Here is a 21,808-nt window from a genome sequence, read left to right on the forward strand (position 1 = left end):
TCAAATCGACGAGAGCAGTTGCTCGAACCACTCACGCCAAACTGCTTTAGCTCGTTCCGGCATTCGTCCAATTGCCGCTTCGAGTGCCTGCCTTTGTCTTGGATATGGGGCAAAAAGGCTGGGGTTATCGTATTTCTCGGACCAAATCGAAACTGCCTTTTCCAAAATTTTCTCTTTATCCTCGATGGGACTTTGGAAATCTTGCGTATCGTCTCCGATCTGTTGCAATAGAAATGTCAGGGCCTCCCATTTGTCCATGATCATCATTAGCTGAATGCAGGTTTGAAGAGTTTTAGGAGAATGCGACTGCTTGAGAATTGTCTCAAGCTCAGCGGCGTGAGGTCTAATCGAGAGTCGTTTCGCTAATACCATTGCGGCGCGCATCATGCCTGGAGATTCATCGAATAATGCGGTAACAATATGTGGGTGCGCCTTATCTTCATCCAGCCTCGCAAGGCATTCCAGCGCTTCGCGGCGCACGCTGGCAAATTGCGACTCCAGCTTCGTAGTGGCGATTTCCACTGCTTGCTCGTGATGAAGCTTGCTGACCCCCCAGAGTGCGATTACCTGTTGTCGCGCAGTGGGTGCCTGCAATAGCTCTGTATACGTAAGGGCAACTGGAAACTCGCGTTCAAGTAGGTGTCTAACAGCGATTTCACGAACACTGGTATTGCGATCGAACAGGAAGGGTGAAACTTCAGCAACAGCCGGGGAGCGTTCCAGTAGTAACCTCAGTGCGATTCTGCGTATCGGCGGAAATTTGTCTTGCAGAGCAACGGAGAGTGCTGGTCGTATCTCTGATTCGGCTAGTTGCTTCAGGCAATCAAGGCTGCTTCTCCGTATATGCCAATCGGAGCTTTGGAGTCCGATCGACAGAAGTTCCTGCGGGAGGAGAATCTGCTTAGCTAGTAATAAGTCGTAACAAGCGCGGGCGACATTGATGTCGGGGTAGCGGAGTCCAGCGAGTAAATCCGCTCTGCACTCAGACTTGATCAGGCAGTTTTCGACAGCGCAAATAACCGGTCGGTGATTATCCCGGTTGCGCTCAGCAAGCCGATAAATATCTGGAAGGACATTTACTAGTTCCGTACAGTTTCCGGGGGCCAGCCGGCGGAGGAACACTGCCTTGGCCACACGCCGTACTTCAGGAACCCAGTCATTCAGGCGCTCAATCAGAACGGATAGTATTCCGGGGGCATCCAGTGAATCGAGCCGGCGAATTGCCTCTTCGCGTCGATAGCCGTTCCAATCTTTTGTATAGGCCAATAGCCCGTCTACGGAGGTGTTATCAGGAATATTGCGGGACAATGGAGGTATATGACGATCGACGGGGCTGGACTTTTGTTTACGCCTTTCAATAGATGTATTTGTGGGTGTGTCACCGGAAAATTTGGGGAACGGTGACGGTATATCCTGATCAGAAGTTTTTGATTTGTATTTGCGTCTGAATATAAGTGTATATAGGGCGGCCAGAATCCCGCCGATAACGGCTATGCAGAACATCAATATTAGAATGAATTGGAGATTTGCAAGGATGCTGTTCATCAACTCTTTTTGCTTTTTCTAGCATCTCTAACCAGATAGGATTTGCCCTGGCCCCTCTTTAGTTCGAACAGATCGATGGCCCGGAACAAGCTGCTCAGGTTTTTGAATCCGTAGTTGCGGCAATCGAATGACGCCCTGTTGGAGATGTTGGAACCGACGGGGCCGAGTTCGGCCCACCCATCATCGTCCTCTGTGGCCTCAATGGCTTGTCGTAACAGGGTGATCAGCTTTGTATCCGACTTGATGTTCTTGCGCTTTTCACCGTTCTTTTCCTTGACCGCTTCTTGTTGGTCGAGGAAGAGAAACTTGGAACAGGCATTCACGAAGGGGGGCGGTGTCTTGCGCTCGCCAAACCCGAGGACCACCTTGCCCTCGGCCAGTGCCCGGGTCACCATCGGGGTAAAGTCGCAATCCGACGAGATAAAGCACATCACGTCGATGTCTTTGGTGTACATCACATCCATCGCATCGATGACCAGCGCGATATCAGAGGCGTTCTTGCCCTTGGTCAGATCGTACTGCTGCACCGGCTGGATGGCGTGTTCGTGCAGCAGCTCTTCCCAGCCTCTGAGGGTCGGCGATTTCCAGTTGCCGTAGGCCTTGCGAATGGTGACCACACCGTATTTGGCGACTTCGCTCAGGACATCTTCGAACTTGGCTGCCGGGGCATTGTCTGCGTCGATGAAAAGGGCAATCTTCTGTTTGATTTCGTCCATCTTACGTCCATGATTGCTGTTGGATTAGTTTGCTCGATACGTCAAAAAGTTGATCTGACCCCATTTATTTCCCCATTACCCAGATCTCTCAGTATATCCCGGGGATCAACCGATAGCGCACGCGCCGTGCATAGTCCCGATAGCCAGGCAATTCTTCCTGTAGCGTCTGGTCTTCAAGTGCGGTTCTAATCACCGTGATGATTGTTGCCAGCGCCGCAGGAATCAGTGCCCACAACGAGCCCAGCGCAAGAACAATACCGAGCAGTGGAAAAATATTTCCAGCATAACCCGGGTGCCTCACAAACCGGTACGGGCCACTGTCACACACCACGTGCCCTCGATCAGCCCGAATGCACACCACGCTGAAGAAAAAGCGGTTCTCTGCCAGTGCCCATGCCGCGAACGCGTATCCGAGCAAGATTAACGTGAAGCCGATCACGATGAGCCATAGCGGGAATTCGGGGGACCAGTGATAGCGGTGGTCCAGCCCCGCCACTATAACCATAGGGAACACGAGGCTCATCGCCATCAGTGGAGCAAGTAATTTGTCCCAGACTTTTGCGTTGTGGAAATTTTCAATATTTTGCCGTTCGGCTATCAATCCGGGGTGTCGCTGTTCCGCCCACATGCGCCCCCCTATACCAGCGGCGAAGATCAGCAGGGAATAGAGCCATGCCTGCCACCAACCGAGATCCCCACCGCATATCAGTAAAACCAGCGGGATAAGGAGGTACACCGCAACCAATCTGATCCACTGGCGAGGGGATACTGTTTGCGCAGCCTCTTCATCAACTGTCTTCTCTGACATGTCATCCCCCAAAACTAAACGTGGGTAAGTCTTTCACCTAACGCCCATAGTAGGAGAAGCCAAAGCACAGTGTCGACTGCCTCGCGGAGGAAGCGCTATTTTTCGGCCGGAGTGCGATAACTGGGGCGGATCAACTTTATGGCGCATGTCTGTTTTGGGTGGTTCAGTGCCAAAATGTTGATCTGACCCCAATTATTTGGTGCCGCCCGTCCTGACCATTTCAATTGAATCAGCAGAAGCAAAGTGATACCTGCCCTGGTCATCTTCTTTCCAGCCTGAGGTAACTACTGCAAGTGCATTACCTTCTGTGTCTATCACTGGCGCACCGCTAAATCCGGCCAGTTCGATTGGATTTTTAAGTGCCATGTCGTATGAGGCGTACGGTTCTGCGCCGGTAATCTCGACTATTTGTGCTGGCCATATTCTCTGTAGACAGTCCAATTCGGCATATTCACAACCAGCGATGTAAACTATTTCGCCCAGTTTGGGAGGGTGCTTTCTGAAGTTCAGGACCTGTGCAGGTGGGTCGGGTTTTTCGGCCGTATTCAAGGCCAGCACATCTAGCGTGGTACTCGCCATTGTCGGAAGGAAGTTCCCAGTAATCCTTATAGACTTCTCTGGTTGGGTGCGAGGGTGGGCAATCCAGTGTTCGATAACACTATCCAGATCTACGGGCTCGATCTCCGGGGAAACTCCCCCAGAATCTCCGATTAAATGCCTGGCTGTTATTAGTAGTGGCTTGCCTTGTGGATCTGCAGCTAGAAAAGCGCTCGCACCATACAGTGACGTATGGCCCTTAAAGGACGCTGCGTTGGTCAGCACTATTTGTGGAAAGTCTGTGGGTGCTGATACAGCCAGTAGTTCATCGGTTTTTATCGGCTCCGCATACAGTATGTGGTAAATGGTGCCAGCGAGGGAGCCGACACCCACGATAAGGCTGAGTAGCAGGTTGACGACGGTTGGCCTCCATAGGCTTTGGGTAATAGGTTTCCTAAATTCATTGCCGTCACTATTTTGATGCTGTTTGGGGGCTGGTTTCCCGTATCTGTTCTGATTCGGTGAGCCTGGAATAATAAGGAGTGCTAATAATATTAGTAAGTAGAGATAAGGGATAAATACGGCCAGAACTAGCCACCCGGGAGTAGCTATATCATGGAGTCTTTTAACTGTGGGAGCTGTCATTAATAGCAATATTAATGCTATCGCTAAAATGATTAGGGTGAGGGGCAGGGAGCCGGTGCCCAATTTGCCTAATGCATAGTAGGCGCTGATTGAGGTCACGGTTAGCGGTACGGCGACCAATAGTGGGAGGATGCTTAGAAAAAAATATTCCTTCCGCGAAATCCTTCCATTGAAACTGAAATAAATATTCTTATACATCGCTGTAACTCCCTGTGTGTTGGTACGTCAGAAGTAATGCGTGGGGGAAGAATGCCAAGCCGACATCTCTATCAACATTTCACTTGCTTATTTTCCCTTCCGTCTAATTCAATCATTTGTATGCTTTCTTTTTGGGCGCTCACAAAAAAAGCGGGCTTTCGCCCGCTTCAATACCTCTCTTCCTGTGAGCGACTACTTCTTGTAGTTGTTCCTTTACTACAGTCAGTGCATTTAGTGGTTTACCACTGCAGCGCACCGCCGGTCTGGTATTCGATAACCCGTGTTTCGAAGAAGTTCTTCTCCTTGCGCAGGTCCATGATTTCGGACATCCACGGGAAGGGGTTCTGGGCGCCGGGGAACTGTTCTTTCAGGCCCAGCTGGCTGAGGCGACGGTTGGCGATGAAGTGGAGGTATTCCTCCATCATGGCCGCGTTCATGCCGAGTACGCCGCGGGGCATGGTGTCGCGGGCGTAGGCCACTTCCAGTTCCATACCTTCCAGGATCATCTGGGTCACTTCCTGCTGGAACTTTTCGGTCCACAGGTGCGGGTTTTCCAGTTTGATCTGGTTGATGACGTCGATGCCGAAGTTCAGGTGCATGGACTCGTCGCGCAGGATGTACTGGAACTGCTCGGCAACGCCGGTCATCTTGTTGCGGCGGCCCATGGACAGGATCTGGGTGAAGCCACAGTAGAAGAAGATACCTTCGGTAACCGCGTAGAAGGCGATCAGGTTGCGCAGCAGTTCCTGATCGGTTTCTACGGTGCCGGTCTTGAAGTTGGGGTCGCTGATGGAGCCGGTGTGCGCGAGGCTCCAGGCGGCTTTCTTGGCGACGCTCGGTACTTCGCGGTACATGTTGAAGACTTCGCCTTCGTCCATGCCCAGGGACTCTACACAGTACTGGTAGGCGTGGGTGTGGATAGCTTCTTCAAACGACTGACGCAGGATGTACTGGCGGCATTCCGGGTTGGTGATGTGGCGGTAGATGGCCAGCACCAGGTTGTTGGCTACCAGGGAGTCGGCGGTAGAGAAGTAACCCAGGGAGTATTCCACGATGCGACGCTCGTCCTCGGTCAGACCGTTGGGGTCTTTCCACATGGACACGTCTTTGTTCATGTTTACTTCCTGCGGCATCCAGTGGTTGGCACAGCCGTCCAGGTATTTCTGCCACGCCCAGTCGTACTTGAACGGTACCAGCTGGTTCAGGTCGGCGCGGCAGTTGATGATGCGCTTTTCGTCTACCTGGATACGGGCAGCGCCCATTTCCAGTTCTTCGAGGCCCGGGGCCGGGTCCAGGTCGCTTACCGCGGCACGCGCGGCTTCCACTGCGGAAGATGCGGCACTCGATGGGCTCTGGGCCGCGGTCGATGCCGGGGCACTGCTCGCGCTCTCTACTTCGTAGTTAGCGCTGGGTTCGGTGACTGCCTGCTGCTCGGATTGCAGTGCACCCGGCACCGGTTGCGGTTCGGCTTTTTTGGGTTCGGATTTGGAATCGATATCGTCCCAGCTCAGCATGACTTCCCCTTATTTTTCCAGTGACCCCTGTGACGGCACAGGCGATCGAAAGTGTGTCGTGTGCGGCCTGCGCCCGACCCGGGTTTCACTCTTTTACTGAGTTTTGGCCCGGTGCCGGGGCGGCGCTTATGGTCTTGGTTGCGTGGGGGCCACTGTTGTCAGTGGCTTCACGCGTTGCTCTCCCCCGAGAGGCTTTAAATGGCTTACTGGCAGGCTTCGCAGTCTGGATCGTCCAGGGAGCAAGCCGCGGGTACGGCTGCCGGTGCGGGCTCTGCCTGCGGTGCCGGTGCTGCGCTGGCAGCGGGGGCGCCGCCGGCGCTCACTGCGTTCAGGGTGCCACTGGTCACGGTGGATTTTTCCGTGGAGGTGGCAGCCAGTGCACGCAGGTAGTAGGTGGTCTTCAAGCCGCGGTACCAGGCCATGCGGTAGGTCAGGTCCAGCTTCTTGCCGTTGGCGCCGGCGATGTAGAGGTTCAGGGACTGGGCCTGATCGATCCACTTCTGGCGGCGGCTGGCGGCGTCCACGATCCAGCGCGGCTCCACTTCAAACGCGGTGGCGTACTTGGCTTTCAGGTCGGCCGGTACGCGGTCGATTTTCTGTACGGAACCTTCGTAGTACTTGAGGTCGTTGACCATCACCTTGTCCCACAGGCCGCGGGCCTTCAGGTCGTGTACCAGGTAGGGGTTCACGACGGTGAATTCGCCAGACAGGTTCGATTTCACGTACAGGTTCTGGTACGTGGGCTCGATGGACTGGGATACGCCGGTAATGTTGGCGATGGTCGCAGTCGGGGCGATGGCCATCACGTTGGAGTTACGCATGCCCTGGCTGGAAACCTTCTTGCGCACCACGTCCCAATCCAGAGTGCTGCTGGTGTCCTGGTCGATGAACTGCTCGCCGCGGTTCTTGGCCAGAATCTCGATGGAGTCGATCGGCAGGATGCCCTGGCTCCAAAGGGAACCTTCGTAGCTGCCGTAGCTGCCGCGCTCTGCCGCCAGGTCACTGGAGGTGGAGATGGCGTAGTAGCTGATCGCTTCCATGGTGGTGTCGGCGAAGGCGACGGCTTCATCGCTGGAGTAGGAGATGCCGGCCTTGTACAGCGCGTCCTGGAAACCCATCAGGCCCAGGCCCACCGGACGGTGGCGCATGTTGGACTGACGCGCGGTTTCCACGGAGTAGTAGTTGATGTCGATGACGTTATCGAGCATGCGCACGGCGGTCTTCACGGTGCTTTCCAGCTTGCCCATATCGAGGGTGCCGTCTTCGCCGATGTGCTGGGACAGGTTTACGGAGCCCAGGTTACATACCGCGATCTCGTCGTTCGCCTTGGTGTTCAGGGTGATCTCGGTGCACAGGTTGGAGCTGTGTACCACACCGGCGTGCTGCTGCGGGCTGCGCAGGTTACAGGCGTCCTTGAAGGTGATCCAGGGGTGGCCGGTTTCAAACAGCATGCCCAGCATCTTGCGCCACAGGTCCAGTGCGCGCACTTTTTTGTGCAGCTTCAGCTTGCCTTCGGCAACCAGTTGCTCGTAGTGGTTGTAACGCTCTTCAAACTTGTCGCCGAACAGGTCGTGCAGGTCCGGGGTATCCGCCGGAGAGAACAGGGTCCACTCCTTGTCTTCGAATACGCGCTTCATGAACAGGTCCGGCACCCAGTTGGCTGTGTTCATGTCGTGGGTACGGCGACGGTCGTCACCGGTGTTCTTGCGCAGCTCGAGGAATTCCTCAATATCCAGGTGCCAGGTTTCCAGGTACGCACATACGGCGCCCTTGCGCTTGCCGCCCTGGTTTACCGCGACTGCGGTGTCGTTGGCCACTTTCAGGAAGGGCACAACACCCTGGGACTTGCCGTTGGTGCCTTTAATGTAGGAACCGAGAGAGCGCACCGGCGTCCAGTCGTTACCCAGGCCGCCAGCCCACTTGGACAGCATGGCGTTGTCCTGGATGGCACCGTAGATACCGTGCAGGTCGTCCGGCACGGTGGTCAGGTAGCAGGAGGACAGCTGCGGACGCAGGGTACCGGCGTTGAACAGCGTCGGGGTGGAGCTCATGTAGTCGAAGGAACTCAGCAGCTCGTAGAATTCGATGGCGCGCTCGTTCGGCTTGTCTTCATTGATGGCGAGGCCCATGGCCACGCGCATGAAGAACAGCTGCGGCAGTTCGAAACGGATTTCGTCGGAGTGCAGGAAGTAGCGGTCGTACAGGGTCTGCAGGCCGAGGTAGGTGAACTGGTGATCGCACTCGGGCTTGATCGCGTCGCCCAGCTTTTCCAGGTCGAAGCTAGCCAGTGCCGGGTCGAGCAGTTCCAGCTCGATACCTTTCTCGACATAGGCGGCCAGTGCCGGCTTGTACAGGCCTTCCATTTCTTTCTGGGTGGCGGACTCCGCGACGTCCAGGAAGCGCAGGGCTTCGGAGCGCAGTTTGTCCAGCAGCAGGAAAGCGGTGGCGTAGGTGTAGTTGGGCTCCTGCTCAACCAGGGTACGCGCGGTGATCACCAGTGCGGTATTGATGTCGTTTTCAGAAACGCCGTCGTACAGGTTTTTCAGCGCTTCGCTCAGGATCAGGCTGCCGTCTACGTCGGTCAGGCCTTCACAGGCTTCGTTGACGATGGTGCGCAGGCGCTCCATGTCCAGCGCTACCAGAGAGCCGTCTTCCCGTTTTACCTGAATAGAGGGGACGCGGATGCTGGGGTCAGTATCTGCGGCTTGCTCGGCAACGGCTTTCTGCTGCTCTTTCTCTTTACGCAGGCGGGCGTGCTCTTCACGGTAGAGTACGTAGTCGCGGGCGATCTTGTGCTCACCGGCGCGCATCAGTTCCAGCTCTACCTGGTCCTGAATTTCTTCAATATGGATGGTACCGCCGGAGGGCATACGGCGCGCGAAGGTGGCGCTGATATGAGAAACCAGGTCGGCCACGCGCTCGTGGATACGGCTGGAGGCCGCGGCGGTGCCGCCCTCAACCGCGAGGAACGCTTTGGTGACGGCCACGGAGATTTTGCTGTCCGCGTAAGGCACCACGGTGCCGTTGCGCTTGATCACGCGGATCTGACCGGGGGCAGTGGCAGACAGTGAAGTATTGCTGCTGGCCTGGTCTGTTACCGATTCCTTGGTAGTGCCGTTTGGCACAGACTGGGAGCGCCCTGTCTCTGTGTGCATGAAATTCTCCGTAAGTTTTACACGCGCGTCTGGTCGACTTGCTTTGGTTTTTGCTTTGGTTTTTTGCGTTAAATCGTAAATAGCCGGCTTGTGGCCGAAAATTCTGTGTACCTATCTATCTAGCTTCCAGCTAGCTTCTCAGCTTCGCTTCCCCTCGCGCTGACGGCAGCTATGCAATAGGCACAAGCAGTGGCGGCGAAGCCTGGGCTCCGCTCGGGTAACTCTTGTGGGGTACTGCTTGATACTGCGTCTGAACGTCGGTGCCGCTCTGCGTTCGGGTGGTGTCCCCGGTACCTGCCTGTGGGCAGATTGCAGCTAGTTGGTACGGTCGAGATCAAACACAATATGTTGTGGTCGGAATCGGGCGCTGTGCGCCGCTTTCCTCAGGCAATCTGCCGTGCTGGCAGCCCTTGATGTAGTCCTTTCGGGCTACTCAAACCCTATATGTTGGGGTCTGACCTCGAATGAGCAACAAGATAATGCGATTGGGGGGGCAATTCAAGCCGGATAACTTTGGGGTTACTTGTGGATAATTTGTGGGTAGGCGCGACGACGTGGATTTTTCCTCCCGCTAGCGCCCGTGATCACTGGCTGGGTATAAAAAATAACCAGGCACTTTTGGGGGTAGGTGTTTTTAAGAATATTTTTTAATAGTAAGCAGGTCTCAAATTAAGCAGAGCAATAATAATGAAAGCCTGATTATTCGCTGATCAAACGGACACCGTCAGGTCAATTTATGCGCCATTCCGGGGCGGAGCTCGGTGGCCTGTTCGAGTGAGCTTCGATTGCTCTGCGCTGTGGACAACTTCGCACCGATTGATCAAAAAAGAGGCGCCGGGTAACAGCCCGGTGCCTCTTTATCGTATCTATTTTGCTTCGTCTTATTGAAGGGCGCAGTTGCCGAGGTCAGCTGCTGCTTTCCTGCAGGAATTCCATCAGCGCCTTCTGTGCGTGCAGGCGGTTTTCTGCCTCGTCCCAGACAACCGAAATGGCGTCGTCTTCCAGCAGCTCGCCGCTCACTTCCTCGCCGCGGTGCGCGGGCAGGCAGTGCATAAACACGGCGTCGCTGTTGGCATGGCTCATCAGTTCGTGGTCCACCAGGTAACCCTCGAACGCTTTGAGGCGGATTTGCTGTTCGGTCTCCTGGCCCATGGAGGCCCAGACGTCGGTAGCGACCCAGTCGGACCCGCGTACCGCGTCCTGCGGTTTACGGAAAACGGAAACCCGGTCGCCGGCGGCGGCGAGAATACTCTCGTCCGGATCGTAGCCTTCCGGGCAGGCGATGCGCAGTTCGAAATCGTACTGGCGCGCGGCGTTGATGTAGGAGTGGCACATGTTGTTGCCGTCACCCACCCAGGTCACCACTTTGCCTTCCGGGCTGCCGCGGTGCTCCACATAGGTCTGCAGATCCGCGAGCAGCTGGCAGGGGTGGTAGCTGTCGGACAGGGCATTGATCACAGGCACCTTGCTGTACTCGGCGAAGCGCTCCAGCACGTTGTGGCCGAAGGTGCGGATCATCACCATGTCCACCATGCGCGAGATCACCCGCGCGCTGTCCTCGATGGGCTCACCGCGGCCGAGCTGGGTGTCGCGCGGAGACAGGAATAGCGCGCTGCCGCCCATCTGCGCCATGCCGGCTTCAAAGGAGACGCGGGTGCGGGTGGAGGATTTTTCAAAAATCATCCCCAGCACCTTGTCGCGGAACGGTTCGCTGGCCACGCCCTGATTGCGCAGGGCCTTGAGCTCGATGGCGCGCTCGATAATGCCGCGCAGCTCGTCTTTGCTCAGGTCCAGGAGGGTAAGAAAATGTCTGACTGCCATGGGTAATTCCTCCGTAAATCAGGCGGCCTGTTGGGCGAAGTCGCGTACCAGGGAAGCCACGGTCGTGGCGATCTGGCTGCATTCGGCATCGGTCAGGGTCAGTGGCGGCAACAGGCGCACCACCTTGCCGGCGGTTACATTGATCAGCAGGCCCTGGGCGCGGGCCAGGTCCACCAGTTCTGCACAGGGGCGATCCAGCTCGATACCGACCAGCAAACCGAGGCCGCGAATCTCTTTTACATGGGCACAGCCTGCCAGTTCACTATTGAGCTGATCAAGTAGTTGGGTGCCAAGTTTTTCCGCGCGCTCGATTAACCATTCGTTTTCCAACGTTTCCAGCACCGCCAGGCCGGCACGACAGGCCAGCGGATTGCCGCCAAAGGTAGAACCGTGAGCGCCCGCAGTAAACAGCTCGGCGGCTTTGCCGCGCGCCAGGCAGGCCCCAATGGGGACGCCATTGCCGAGCCCCTTTGCGGTGGTGACCACATCCGGTAGCAGGCCGTCCCAATGCTGATAGGCGAACAGCTTGCCACTGCGGCCGTTGGCGGTCTGGATCTCATCCAGCATCAACAGCCAGTTTTGCTGGTCACATAGATTGCGCAGGCGCGGCAGATAGTCAGCGTCTGGAATACAAATGCCGCCTTCGCCCTGAACCGGCTCCACCAGGATTGCGACGATATCATCGTGCGCGCCGATCAGTTTTTCGACGGCCGCGACGTCGTTGTAGGGTACCCGCAGGAAGCCTTCCGGCAGGGGGGCGAAGCCCAGTTGCACCTTGGGGTTACCGGTGGCAGTAAGGGTGGCAAGGGTACGGCCGTGGAATGCACCTTCGGTGACGATAATTTTGGGGCAGGCGAGGCCGCGCTCGTTGCCGAGCTTGCGCGCAAGCTTGATGGCCGCTTCATTCGCTTCGGCGCCGGAGTTGGAGAAGAACACATTGTCCATGCCCGACAGGGATACCAGCTTTTCCGCCAACTGTTCCTGGGGTGGAATGTTGTACAGGTTGGACACGTGCAACAGGGTGTTGGCCTGCTCCTGAATAGCCTGGGTGACTGCCGGGTGGCAGTGGCCAAGGCCGCATACCGCGATACCGGAAAGTGCGTCGAGATAACGTCGGTCGCTGTCGTCCCACACGTAATTGCCTTCACCTCTGACCAGGGTCAGGGTTCTATTACCGTAGTTTTGCATCAACGCGGGACTGGCCACTTCGCTATCTCCTCTATGGGTGGGCCGAAAAAGAAGAAACCGCAGAAAATACGCCTTTAGCGCACTTGACCCGCAATTTCTCCGGAAAGCCGGCAATCTTAGCACAGCCGTGTGGCGGCACCACCACTGGCTGCAGAGCCTTGCTGGGTGGGTTGCTGACTCGGTTGCCGGATGAGGCGCTGGCAGATTTTAGCTTAGTGAAGAGAGGGTGGGGCCTGGAAGAACCCTGGAGGCGGGTAGAAAGTCGGGAGGCGTGCGCCGAACCGTGAATCGGGTACAATGCGCGCTTTCAAGACGGTGTGGCGCCGGGCGCCGGTGCCGGAAACTCCCCAACCCGAGGTTTGCTTCCACTATGGATACTCTGGAAAACATCAAAAAGCAGATTGCCGACAACGACATCCTGCTTTATATGAAAGGCAGCCCCAACGCCCCCCAGTGCGGTTTTTCCATGCGCGCATCCCAGGCAATCATGGCCTGTGGCCAGCGCTTTGCTTATGTGGATATTCTGGCGAACCCGGACATTCGTTCCGAGCTGCCGAAATATGCCAACTGGCCGACCTTCCCGCAGCTGTGGGTTAAACAGGAATTGGTGGGTGGCTGTGACATCATCATGGAGATGTACGAGAACGGTGAGCTGAAGACGCTGATCGACGAAGCTGCCGGAAGCGCTACTGAAGGCGAGTGATCTGCTCGTTTCGAAAGCAAAAAAAACCGCGGCAATGACCGCGGTTTTTTTATGTCCGGCTTATGCCCCGAACACGGGCTGGAACGCCGAGAGTATTACTCGCCTTCCGATGCACTGGCCATTTGTGTCTGCAGGTAGTTCTGCAGGCCCACTTTATCGATCAGGCTGAGCTGGGTTTCCAGCCAGTCCACATGCTCTTCTTCAGAATCCAGGATTTTTTGCAGCAGCTCGCGGCTGCCAAAGTCGCGTACGGATTCACAGTAGGCAATACCGTCGCGCAGATCCGGAATCGCTTTCTGTTCCAGCTTCAGGTCGCACTTCAGCATTTCCTCGGTGTTTTCACCGATCAGCAGTTTGCCCAGGTGCTGCAGGTTGGGGATGCCTTCCAAGAACAGAATCCGCTCGATCAGCCAGTCGGCGTGTTTCATCTCGTCGATGGATTCGTGGTACTCCTTGTCCGCCAGCTCTTTCAGGCCCCAGTCTTTAAACATGCGCGAGTGCAGAAAATACTGATTGATGGCAATCAGCTCGTTGCCCAGTGCCTTGTTAAGATGTTCGATGACCTTGGGATCGCCCTTCATGGTGTTCTCCTTGAGCCGGGTGGCTGTGCCTCTGAGGGATATTATTCGTTAAATAAACGGTGCCCGGTGTCGCCAAAATTCAATATCCACTCAGTTTCCAGTAACCGCCATTTGCGTTCACTGCTCAGAGGAATTGTAGAGTCTGCCGGGCACGAATGTGTGGAGTTTGCGTGGCAGCAATGTACAAGTCAAGCTGGGAATGTCGGCGAAAGTGCGGGAAAAAAGCGGGAAAATTAACGGGAAAACGGCCACAAACTACAACAAGAATGATTCCCTTTTAGATTGTTTTGGCGGTGCCGCATAACAAGTGTTGTGTTACCCGAGTGTGTTCCGAATGGTGGCGAGTTGCTTTTGGATGGTCGCGGTATCGAACCGGTCTTCGATGCAGTTCTCGCAATCTTCCGCCAGGCGCTGCACCAGTGTTTTCATCGCGTTGCGGTCTGCCTGTCGGGTGCAGATTTCCGCAAGCGCTTCCATGGCTCCCAGCAGGTGGCGCATGACTACGCCGCTTTCGCGGCCGTATTCCCGGATCTCATCCAGCGCCGCCGCCAGCACATCGGCAAAATCCAGCTCGCTGGTGATCAGTCGCAAGACATTGTCGTCGTCGTGAAAGCTGTTCGGCAGCGGGGGGCGCTGCAGAATAATTCCGATCCCGTCCGTGAGCCGGTCAATGCAGGTATAGGCGGTAAAGGGATCGTTAACCCCGGGGGACAGTGCGCGAACGGCGATTTGCGCCAGTTGCCGGATCGAGAAAATGACATCCTGCTCCGCGGTGGGCTGTGGGCCCAGAGTAATGGCGCTTCTTATAGCTTGCGCAATGGCCTGGCTGTCGAGATCCCGCGGCGCGTCGAACACGGTGGCTACACAACCCCAGTGATAGAGAAAAGCCCCCGGGTGGATTTCCAGGCGAATACAGCACTCGTGTTCCCTCGCCCAGTGAATCAGCTTCTGGTGATCGATAAGCTGGACGTAGCCTTCTTCATTGATCCGAACGCGGAGCACATCATCCCCCAGGTTAACTTCGCGCAGGTCCTGGCGGGATTGGTGTGGGTCTCGGCAGTCTTCCGTCGGGTAGATGTTATCCAGCGCCTGGCGAAACTCGCGGTTGATCTTGAAGGTGATGTTGTCGATCTGAATCGACTGCGCCACGTTGTGGATGAAATAGATCAGGTAGGCGATGCACGCGAGCGCCAGTAGCAGCGCAAAACTGACCGACAGCGTGTGGCGGTGCCCCGGTCCATAGGCATCAATACCGCGCATCACCAGCAGGGCGTAGACGAAAGTGGAGAGAAAGATCCCCAGGGAAATCTGGGTGCCCCGGTCGCGAATAAAATTCCGAACCAGCCGCGGACCAAACTGGTTGGAGGCTAGGGTGAGGGCGACCGTAGTGATCGAGAACACGGTGCCGGCGACGGTAATCGTGGAGCCGGCGACGGCAGTGAGCAGGGCGCGGGCGCTGTCCGCATCACGCAGTTTCAGCCAGCCAAAGCCGGGCAATTGCCCGACGCGCCAGTGCGCGTCTATGGCCAGTAGTCCCTGTGCCAGCAAAATCGCGGCCGCCATCATGATCGCTGGTACCACCCAGAAACTGGCGCGCAGTCGCTCAGAAAGATGCAGCAGCTGGTGATTCATGGCGTCCTGGTTTAAATGGCGTGTGGGGACAGGCCGTGGCACTTAAAGATAGGACAGCAGGGCGCAGTTGCCAGACGAGTGAAGAATCAGGTGTCGCGGATAGAAAAGGAGAAGAGGTGCGTAGCTAGAGGTAGTGGTGAGATGCGGAGGCGAAGGTGAGGCACCGTTTCAGGTGGTGCCTCCCGGAGCTGAGTCGTGGCTATCAGCCTGCAGAATAGAAGAGGGCGCTGTTGGCATTGGCCATCACACCGGCGGTCATGGTTTCGTCGATGATTTCCTGGGTCAGCTCGGCACAGCGGCCACACTGAGAGGAAACACCCAGATGACGTCGCAGGGCTTTCACGGAAGTGGAGCCGTCATACACAGCTTCTTTGATCTGACTGTCGGTGATGCCTTTACAGATACAAACGTACATCGTGGTAAACCCGGCGCAATTAAGCTCTTCATTCAAGCGGAGATGAGATCTTATTGGTAATGAGAATAAGTGTCAATAAGATTATTTGACCGCTTGGTAGTTAGTTTAGTTAGCTGCGGGGGATCCGGTAGGCGTATATATGACCACCTGGTCGACTTGGCTGCGGATATAGAGCGGAGAGGGATCTGGAGGCTCGTTGCGCGTGGAATTTCACCGGTGCACGCGGCGTGGCGTCTGCTATCGCCTTTATATAAAAATTTAATGGGACTGCCTTAGGCGCCTGTGTATCATAGCGGCCCCCTATCAAGCTTTAATCGATTTATAGCCGGCGGTTATAAATTGAACACATCAAAAGTAAAACATCTATCTCATTGAGGAGGTTTTCATGGCCGTATTAGTAGGCAAGCCCGCTCCGGACTTCACTGCAGCTGCAGTACTGGGAAATGGCGAGATCGTTGACACTTTCAACCTCGCGGAAACCATCAAGGGCAAGAAAGCGGTTATCTTCTTCTACCCGCTGGACTTCACCTTTGTATGTCCTTCCGAGCTGATCGCGTTTGACCACCGCTTTGAAGAGTTCAAAAAGCGCGGTGTTGAGGTAATCGGTGTTTCCATCGACTCCCAGTTCTCCCACAACGCATGGCGTAACACCTCCATCAACGATGGTGGTATCGGCCAGGTTAAGTACACCCTGGTTGCCGACGTGAAGCACGAAATCTGCCAGGCCTACGACGTTGAGTCTGAAGGTGGCGTTGCGTTCCGTGGCTCCTTCCTGATCGACGAAGAAGGCACCGTTCGCCACCAGGTAGTCAACGATCTGCCGCTGGGCCGTAACGTTGACGAGATGCTGCGCATGGTTGACGCGCTGGCGTTCCACCAGGAGCACGGCGAAGTTTGCCCGGCTGGCTGGCAGGAAGGCGACAAAGGCATGAACGCTTCTCCGGAAGGCGTTGCTGCTTACCTGAGCGAGAACTCCGACAAGCTGTAAGGCTTGCCCGAGTTTCTGGCTTTGTTTGGGGGCGGTACCTGCCCCCAACGCCCGAAAAACCGCCGCGAGGCGGTTTTTTTGTGGCTGTATTTTGGGTAAAACACCGAAGCCCCGGCAGGCCCGCCTCGTTGATGTGCGCGTTTGTGCCAGTTTTATTACAATGCGTGCGCAGTTTCAGGCAGCCCATAAATTGGGCCCGGATAGCGTGACTGCAGAGGCGGGTGTGTCACATTTCCCGAACCAAAGAAAAGGTTGGATCCGCCAAGAATTTTTTCCGGGGCTGCTAGTCTTAATACAGGTTCCCCAACAAATATTCGGTCGAGTCGGTGCCCGCTGTGGGTAGTGGCTGCCGAGGTAGTCTGCAGTACGGCACATGGTGTTTTCACAGTGAATCAGGGCATTTCGAACAGTAACCGAGGCCTGCGGGCTCTGCTCTCGCCACTTCTGATGCTGGGTGTGCTGATGACTGCCAGCCCGGTGATTGCTGATGCCGCACGCCCTGACAAGTCGGCGCGCGAGGGCTCCAAGGCCGTCAGCAAGAGCGTAGAAGCCAGTGCCAAAGAATTTGATCGCTATTTTCACCAGCTACTGAAGCAGCAGGGCATTCCCGGTGCCGCCTATGTGATCGTGGACCACGACAAGGTGGTGGCTATGAACACCTACGGTGTTCGGGTCAAAGGTAAGAGCGAAAAAATCACCACCCACACCGTGTTTCGCCTTGCCTCGGTTTCCAAGACGTTCGCCGCCAGTATGGCCGCGGTCCTGGAGCACGAGCATAAATTCAGCTGGGGCGACAAGGTTGTGCGCTACGTGCCGCAGCTCAGTTTCAAGACCCCCGCGCTGTCCATGCAGCTGCAGGTACAGCACCTGCTGAGCCATTCCTCCGGGCTGACGCCCAACGCTTACGACAACTATCTGGAAGACAATCGGCCGCTATCCAAGATTCTGCCGATGTTTGCCACCATTGATCCCCACTGCAAGCCGGGCAAGTGCTACGGCTATCAGAATGTGCTGTTCAGCCTGATCGAGGATGTGATCCAGAAGGCGACCGGCGTGCCTTACAGCCGCCAGCTCAAGGACCGCTTCTTTGCTCCCCTGAAAATGGAGGATGCCTCGCTGGGGTGGGAGAGCTTTATGGCGGCCAACAATCGCGCGGCGCCCCATGTGCAGACCGGCCGCGGCTGGCGTCCGGTCAAGGTCGAGAAGGAGTACTACCTGGCGGCACCGGCCGCGGGCGTGAACGCCAGTATCAGCGATATGGGCCAGTGGTTGAAGGCGCAGATGGGTTACTTCCCGGACGTGCTTTCCCACGATGTGATCGATGACCTTACCACCGAGCGGGTGGAGACTCGCCGCCATCTGCGCCACCGCATCTGGCGTGACTATATTGATCATGCTGGTTACGGCCTTGGCTGGCGCCTTTATACCGTGGGGGATGACCGCATCATTTTCCATGGTGGCTGGGTGGCGGGCTTCCGCGCCGCCATCGCTTACTCGGAGAAGCGCAAGGTGGGCATCGTCATCTTGATGAACGCCGAGTCGCGCGTAATCTCGGATCTCACCGGCAACTTTATTGCGGATATCACCGGCCACGGTAAGCTGGTGCAGGCGATTGCGGCGGCGAAAAAATAGTCGCCGCGATTTCCCGGTTCTCTCTCCCGTTACCCCTCCCTCGAGCCCTCCCTCCAACCCTTCAAAGCAATCGGGTTGTTATCAGCGCTTGAATTGATGGCGGCCGGCCCAATATCTCCTCTCCTGAAGTTGATCTGCTGATCTGCCGTAGTTGATATAAAAGGGGAGAACCGATCCATGACAGTTGAGGCCCATAAAGAGAGCCATGGCTTCCAGACCGAAGCCAAGCAGCTGCTGCACCTGATGATTCACTCGCTGTACTCCAACAAGGAGATTTTCCTGCGCGAGCTGGTATCCAACGCATCCGACGCCGCCGACAAGCTGCGTTTTGAAGCCCTCTCCAAGCCAGAACTGCTGGCGGAAGACCCGGATCTGCGTATCCGCATCGAATTCGACAAAGACGCTGGCACGCTCACCATCAGCGACAACGGTATCGGCATGAGCCGCGATGAGGTGATCGAGAACCTCGGTACCATCGCCCGCTCCGGTACTGCGAGCTTTATGCAGAACCTTACCGGCGACCAGAAAAAGGACGCCCACCTGATCGGCCAGTTCGGGGTCGGTTTCTACTCCGCATTCATCGTTGCCGACAAGGTCGACGTATTCACCCGCCGCGCCGGCAGCGATGCCAGCCAGGGGGTGCATTGGGAATGCAGCGGCGAGGCCGAGTACTCCGTGGAAACCGTCGAATGGCCGAATCGCGGCACCCGCGTGGTGCTGCACCTGAAAGACGAAGCCAAAGAATTCGCCGATGACTGGCGCCTGCGCTCCATTATTAAGAAGTACTCAGATCACATCGCGATCCCGGTAGAAATGCTGAAGCAGTCCGCGCCTGCCGGCGATGATGAAGAGAGCAAGGAAGACAAGGCTCCGGAATTTGAAGCGGTTAACGCCGCTCAGGCCCTGTGGACCCGTCCGCGCTCGGAAGTGAAATCCGAGGAGTACAGGGAGTTCTACAAGCACATCTCCCATGACTTCGACGACCCGCTGACCTGGAGCCACAACCGTGTGGAGGGCAAGCTGGACTACACCAGCCTGTTGTACATTCCTGCGCGTGCGCCCTTTGACCTGTACCAGCGCGATGCTGCCCGCGGCCTCAAGCTGTATGTACAGCGCACCTTCATCATGGATGACGCCGAGCAGTTCCTGCCGCTGTACCTGCGTTTCGTCAAAGGGGTGCTGGACTCCAACGATCTGCCGCTGAACGTTTCCCGCGAAATCCTGCAGAAAGACCAGAACACCGACGCCATCAAGAGTGCACTGACCAAGCGTGTACTGGACATGCTTGACAAGCTGGCGAAGAAAGACGCTGATCAGTACCAGCAGTTCTGGGACCTGTTTGGCTCGGTAATGAAAGAGGGCCCGGCGGAAGACTTCTCCAACAAGGAGAAGATCGCCAAGCTGCTGCGCTTCTCCACCACCCATACCGACAGCGACAAGCAGGACCAGTCCCTGGAAGACTATGTGGGTCGCATGAAGGACGGGCAGAAGCACATTTACTACGTGTGTGCGGATAACTTTGCTACCGCCAAGTCTTCCCCGTATCTAGAAGTGTTCCGCAAGAAAGGCATCGAAGTGCTGTTGCTCACCGACCAGGTGGACGAGTGGTTTGTCGGTCATATGCAGGAGTTTGACGGCAAGCAGTTCCAGGACGTGGCCAAAGGCGCGCTGGACCTGGGCGAAGCCGAGAACGAAGACGACAAGGCCGAGCGTGAAAAGGTCGAGAAAGAGGCCGGAGCACTGGTCGAGCGGGTCAAGGAAGTACTGGAATCCCGCGTCGAGGACGTGCGCGCCACTACCCGTCTGGTGGATTCCCCCGCATGTCTGGTGGCCAGCGACAACGACATGGGCTTGCAGATGCGCCGTATCCTGGAGCAGGCGGGCCAGTCGCTGCCGGACTCCAAGCCGATTTTTGAGCTGAACCCGAACCACCCGCTGGTTCAGCGCCTGGATCAGGAGCAGGATGAGGATCGCTTCGCAGACCTCACCAATATCCTGATGGACCAGGCCAATCTTGCCGCGGGCAACCAGCTGGCGGACCCGGCGGACTATGTGCGCCGCCTCAACGCGTTGCTGCTGGAGCTTAACCGCTAATCGAGCAACTGCACGCCAGGGTTCCGGCGGCAAAAAAGCTGCCGGAATCCCTGTTCTTTTCCTGCTTCATTTCCCATCGCGCTCACAGGCATTCTGGTCTGGGCTATATTAGGTTCTTGCCGGTTTTTTGCGCGAATTCGCTGTCAACAGACGGTATTCTCTAGCGAACTTGGCAAAAATAACCAAATTCTCGATGAGCCGTTGGGCCTCGCTGTCAGGCTCCGTATAATCGCCCGCTGCACAGCAAAAAAATACAGAGCGTTATGACCCAGAGAGACGTTTCCTCGAGCGCCCCTGAATCCCGTTATTCCATTGCCATCCTGGGCGGTGGGAGCTTTGGTACCGCTATTGCCAATATTGTTGCCGGCAACGGCCACGATACCCGTCAGTGGATGCGCGATCCGGAGCGCGCGGCGGCCTGCATGGCCAACCGCGAAAATCAGTTTTATTTGCCGGGGGTAGAGCTGCATCCGGAACTGAATGTCACCGCCGACCTGGAGCAGGCCGTGCGTGACTGCCAGATCGTATTTGTGGCCATTCCCAGTAAATCTTTCCGCGAGGTGGTACACCGCGCCGCGCCGTCCCTGGCGCCGGGCACCATGCTGATATCCCTGACCAAAGGTATCGAGCACGATCAGTTCCACCTGATGAGTGACATCCTGCGGGAAGAGACCGAAGGCATGCGTGTGGGGGTGCTGAGTGGCCCCAACTTTGCCAAGGAGATTGTCGCCGCGCATTACACGGCAACGGTCATCGCCAGTGAAGATGAATCCCTGTGCAGTACCATTCAGAAGGTACTGCATTCGGAAACCTTCCGGGTTTATTCCAGCAACGACGTATTTGGCGTTGAATTGGCCGGTGCCCTGAAGAATATCTATGCGATTGTCACCGGCATGGCGGTTGCGCTGGGGCGCGGACAGAACACCACCAGTCTGCTGATTACCCGTGCGCTGGCGGAAATGATGCGCTTTGCCGAAGCCATGGGTGCAGACCCGATGACCTTTATCGGCCTGGCGGGGGTGGGTGACCTGATTCTTACCTGCTCGTCGGACCTCAGCCGCAACTACCGGGTGGGTTACCTGGTGGGCAAGGGCAAAAAGCTGGACGATGCGGTGACAGAAATCGGCCAGGTGGCGGAAGGTGTGAACACCGTTCGTCTCATTAAAGCCAAAGCCGATGAATTAGGCGTCTACATGCCCTTGGTTTCTGCAATTCACGCCATATTATTTGAAGGTACCCCGATTCCCACGGTCATTCGCGAGCTGATGTCTGGCGAGCAGACATTTGATGTGGCTTATTCGGCCAAACCCTGATTTTCCGTAGGACGTACCATGAATAACGAAGAGTTAAAGCACAATCTCACTTCTGCTGATCACTGGCTGCGGCTGCTGTTTATGGCGTTGTTTGTGATTTTGCTGGAAGTGGCCGGTGTGGTCATGCTGGCGACGATCGTGATGCAGTTTCTTTTTTCGATCATCTCTGGCAGCCCGAATGACAACCTTCGCCACCTCGGCAACCAGATTGCATCCTATATTTATCAGGTCCTGCAGTTCCTGATCTACAACAGTGAAGAAAAGCCATTTCCGTTTGCGGAGTGGCCACAACCCTGAAATTCGCCAGGCCGGCATTCGCTGGC

17 protein-coding genes are annotated in these 21,808 nt (G+C 56.3%); 6 read left to right on the forward strand and 11 right to left on the reverse strand.

The features are described 5' to 3' along the window. The 8 genes from LC059_RS03470 to LC059_RS03505 all read right to left on the reverse strand — a co-directional run bounded on the left by LC059_RS03470 (window position 1) and on the right by LC059_RS03505 (window position 12,145). Window positions 1-1,545 (reverse strand): hypothetical protein, encoded by a 1,545-nt coding sequence (locus LC059_RS03470; protein ID WP_226702427.1) that lies wholly within the window; start codon window positions 1,543-1,545, stop codon window positions 1-3. Further along, entirely contained in the window at window positions 1,545-2,261 is a 717-nt protein-coding gene (locus LC059_RS03475; RefSeq protein WP_222232841.1) for an NYN domain-containing protein, read from the reverse strand. The genes LC059_RS03470 and LC059_RS03475 overlap by 1 nt, the downstream gene beginning before the upstream one ends. An 88-nt stretch (window positions 2,262-2,349) precedes the next feature. Next, the gene (locus LC059_RS03480; RefSeq protein WP_226702428.1) at window positions 2,350-3,069 is read right to left on the reverse strand and encodes a methyltransferase family protein; all 720 of its coding nucleotides are present in this window, start codon (window positions 3,067-3,069) and stop codon (window positions 2,350-2,352) included. Window positions 3,070-3,261: 192 nt separating this feature from the next. After that, entirely contained in the window at window positions 3,262-4,449 is a 1,188-nt protein-coding gene (locus tag LC059_RS03485) for a DUF805 domain-containing protein (RefSeq protein WP_226702429.1), read from the reverse strand. A gap of 239 nt (window positions 4,450-4,688) precedes the next feature. Beyond that, window positions 4,689-5,963, reverse strand: coding sequence for a ribonucleotide-diphosphate reductase subunit beta (locus LC059_RS03490; RefSeq protein ID WP_160152924.1), 1,275 nt, complete (start codon window positions 5,961-5,963; stop codon window positions 4,689-4,691). A gap of 203 nt (window positions 5,964-6,166) precedes the next feature. Further along, a complete protein-coding gene (locus LC059_RS03495; RefSeq protein WP_226702430.1) occupies window positions 6,167-9,118 on the reverse strand; it encodes a ribonucleoside-diphosphate reductase subunit alpha in 2,952 nt (983 codons plus the stop codon). A gap of 906 nt (window positions 9,119-10,024) precedes the next feature. Continuing rightward, window positions 10,025-10,939: an ornithine carbamoyltransferase gene (argF, locus tag LC059_RS03500; protein ID WP_226702431.1), complete on the reverse strand. Its 915-nt coding sequence runs from the start codon at window positions 10,937-10,939 to the stop codon at window positions 10,025-10,027. Between the two features lie 18 nt (window positions 10,940-10,957). Then, window positions 10,958-12,145, reverse strand: coding sequence for an aspartate aminotransferase family protein (locus tag LC059_RS03505; RefSeq protein ID WP_226702432.1), 1,188 nt, complete (start codon window positions 12,143-12,145; stop codon window positions 10,958-10,960). Window positions 12,146-12,497: 352 nt separating this feature from the next. Here LC059_RS03505 and grxD point away from each other — a divergent pair, with 352 nt between their 5' ends. Continuing rightward, window positions 12,498-12,830 carry a Grx4 family monothiol glutaredoxin gene (gene grxD / locus LC059_RS03510; RefSeq protein ID WP_226702433.1) on the forward strand — a complete coding sequence of 111 codons (333 nt, stop codon included), beginning with the start codon at window positions 12,498-12,500 and terminating at the stop codon, window positions 12,828-12,830. Between the two features lie 95 nt (window positions 12,831-12,925). On the opposite strand, the gene bfr is transcribed toward grxD, so the two are convergent. The 3 genes from bfr to LC059_RS03525 all read right to left on the reverse strand — a co-directional run bounded on the left by bfr (window position 12,926) and on the right by LC059_RS03525 (window position 15,458). Beyond that, on the reverse strand, window positions 12,926-13,411 hold the full coding sequence (gene bfr, locus LC059_RS03515) for a bacterioferritin (protein WP_226702434.1): 486 nt from the start codon (window positions 13,409-13,411) through the stop codon (window positions 12,926-12,928). A gap of 315 nt (window positions 13,412-13,726) precedes the next feature. Then, window positions 13,727-15,043, reverse strand: a complete 1,317-nt coding sequence (locus tag LC059_RS03520; RefSeq protein WP_226702435.1) for a DUF2254 domain-containing protein — start codon at window positions 15,041-15,043, stop codon at window positions 13,727-13,729. Between the two features lie 202 nt (window positions 15,044-15,245). Continuing rightward, window positions 15,246-15,458 (reverse strand): bacterioferritin-associated ferredoxin, encoded by a 213-nt coding sequence (locus LC059_RS03525; protein ID WP_226702436.1) that lies wholly within the window; start codon window positions 15,456-15,458, stop codon window positions 15,246-15,248. Window positions 15,459-15,843: 385 nt separating this feature from the next. Here LC059_RS03525 and LC059_RS03530 point away from each other — a divergent pair, with 385 nt between their 5' ends. The 5 genes from LC059_RS03530 to LC059_RS03550 all read left to right on the forward strand — a co-directional run bounded on the left by LC059_RS03530 (window position 15,844) and on the right by LC059_RS03550 (window position 21,782). Next, entirely contained in the window at window positions 15,844-16,446 is a 603-nt protein-coding gene (locus tag LC059_RS03530; protein ID WP_226702437.1) for a peroxiredoxin, read from the forward strand. A gap of 387 nt (window positions 16,447-16,833) precedes the next feature. Then, entirely contained in the window at window positions 16,834-18,078 is a 1,245-nt protein-coding gene (locus LC059_RS03535) for a serine hydrolase domain-containing protein (RefSeq protein ID WP_226702438.1), read from the forward strand. A 177-nt stretch (window positions 18,079-18,255) separates the two neighbouring features. Next, entirely contained in the window at window positions 18,256-20,172 is a 1,917-nt protein-coding gene (gene htpG / locus LC059_RS03540) for a molecular chaperone HtpG (protein ID WP_226702439.1), read from the forward strand. A 263-nt stretch (window positions 20,173-20,435) separates the two neighbouring features. Beyond that, on the forward strand, window positions 20,436-21,485 hold the full coding sequence (locus LC059_RS03545; protein ID WP_226702440.1) for an NAD(P)H-dependent glycerol-3-phosphate dehydrogenase: 1,050 nt from the start codon (window positions 20,436-20,438) through the stop codon (window positions 21,483-21,485). Window positions 21,486-21,503: 18 nt separating this feature from the next. Next, window positions 21,504-21,782, forward strand: coding sequence for a DUF4389 domain-containing protein (locus LC059_RS03550; RefSeq protein WP_226702441.1), 279 nt, complete (start codon window positions 21,504-21,506; stop codon window positions 21,780-21,782). Window positions 21,783-21,808: the final 26 nt, after the last annotated feature.

The sequence above is a fragment of the Microbulbifer elongatus genome, from assembly GCF_020524885.1.
In the GTDB taxonomy this organism is placed as follows: Bacteria; Pseudomonadota; Gammaproteobacteria; order Pseudomonadales; family Cellvibrionaceae; genus Microbulbifer; species Microbulbifer elongatus_A.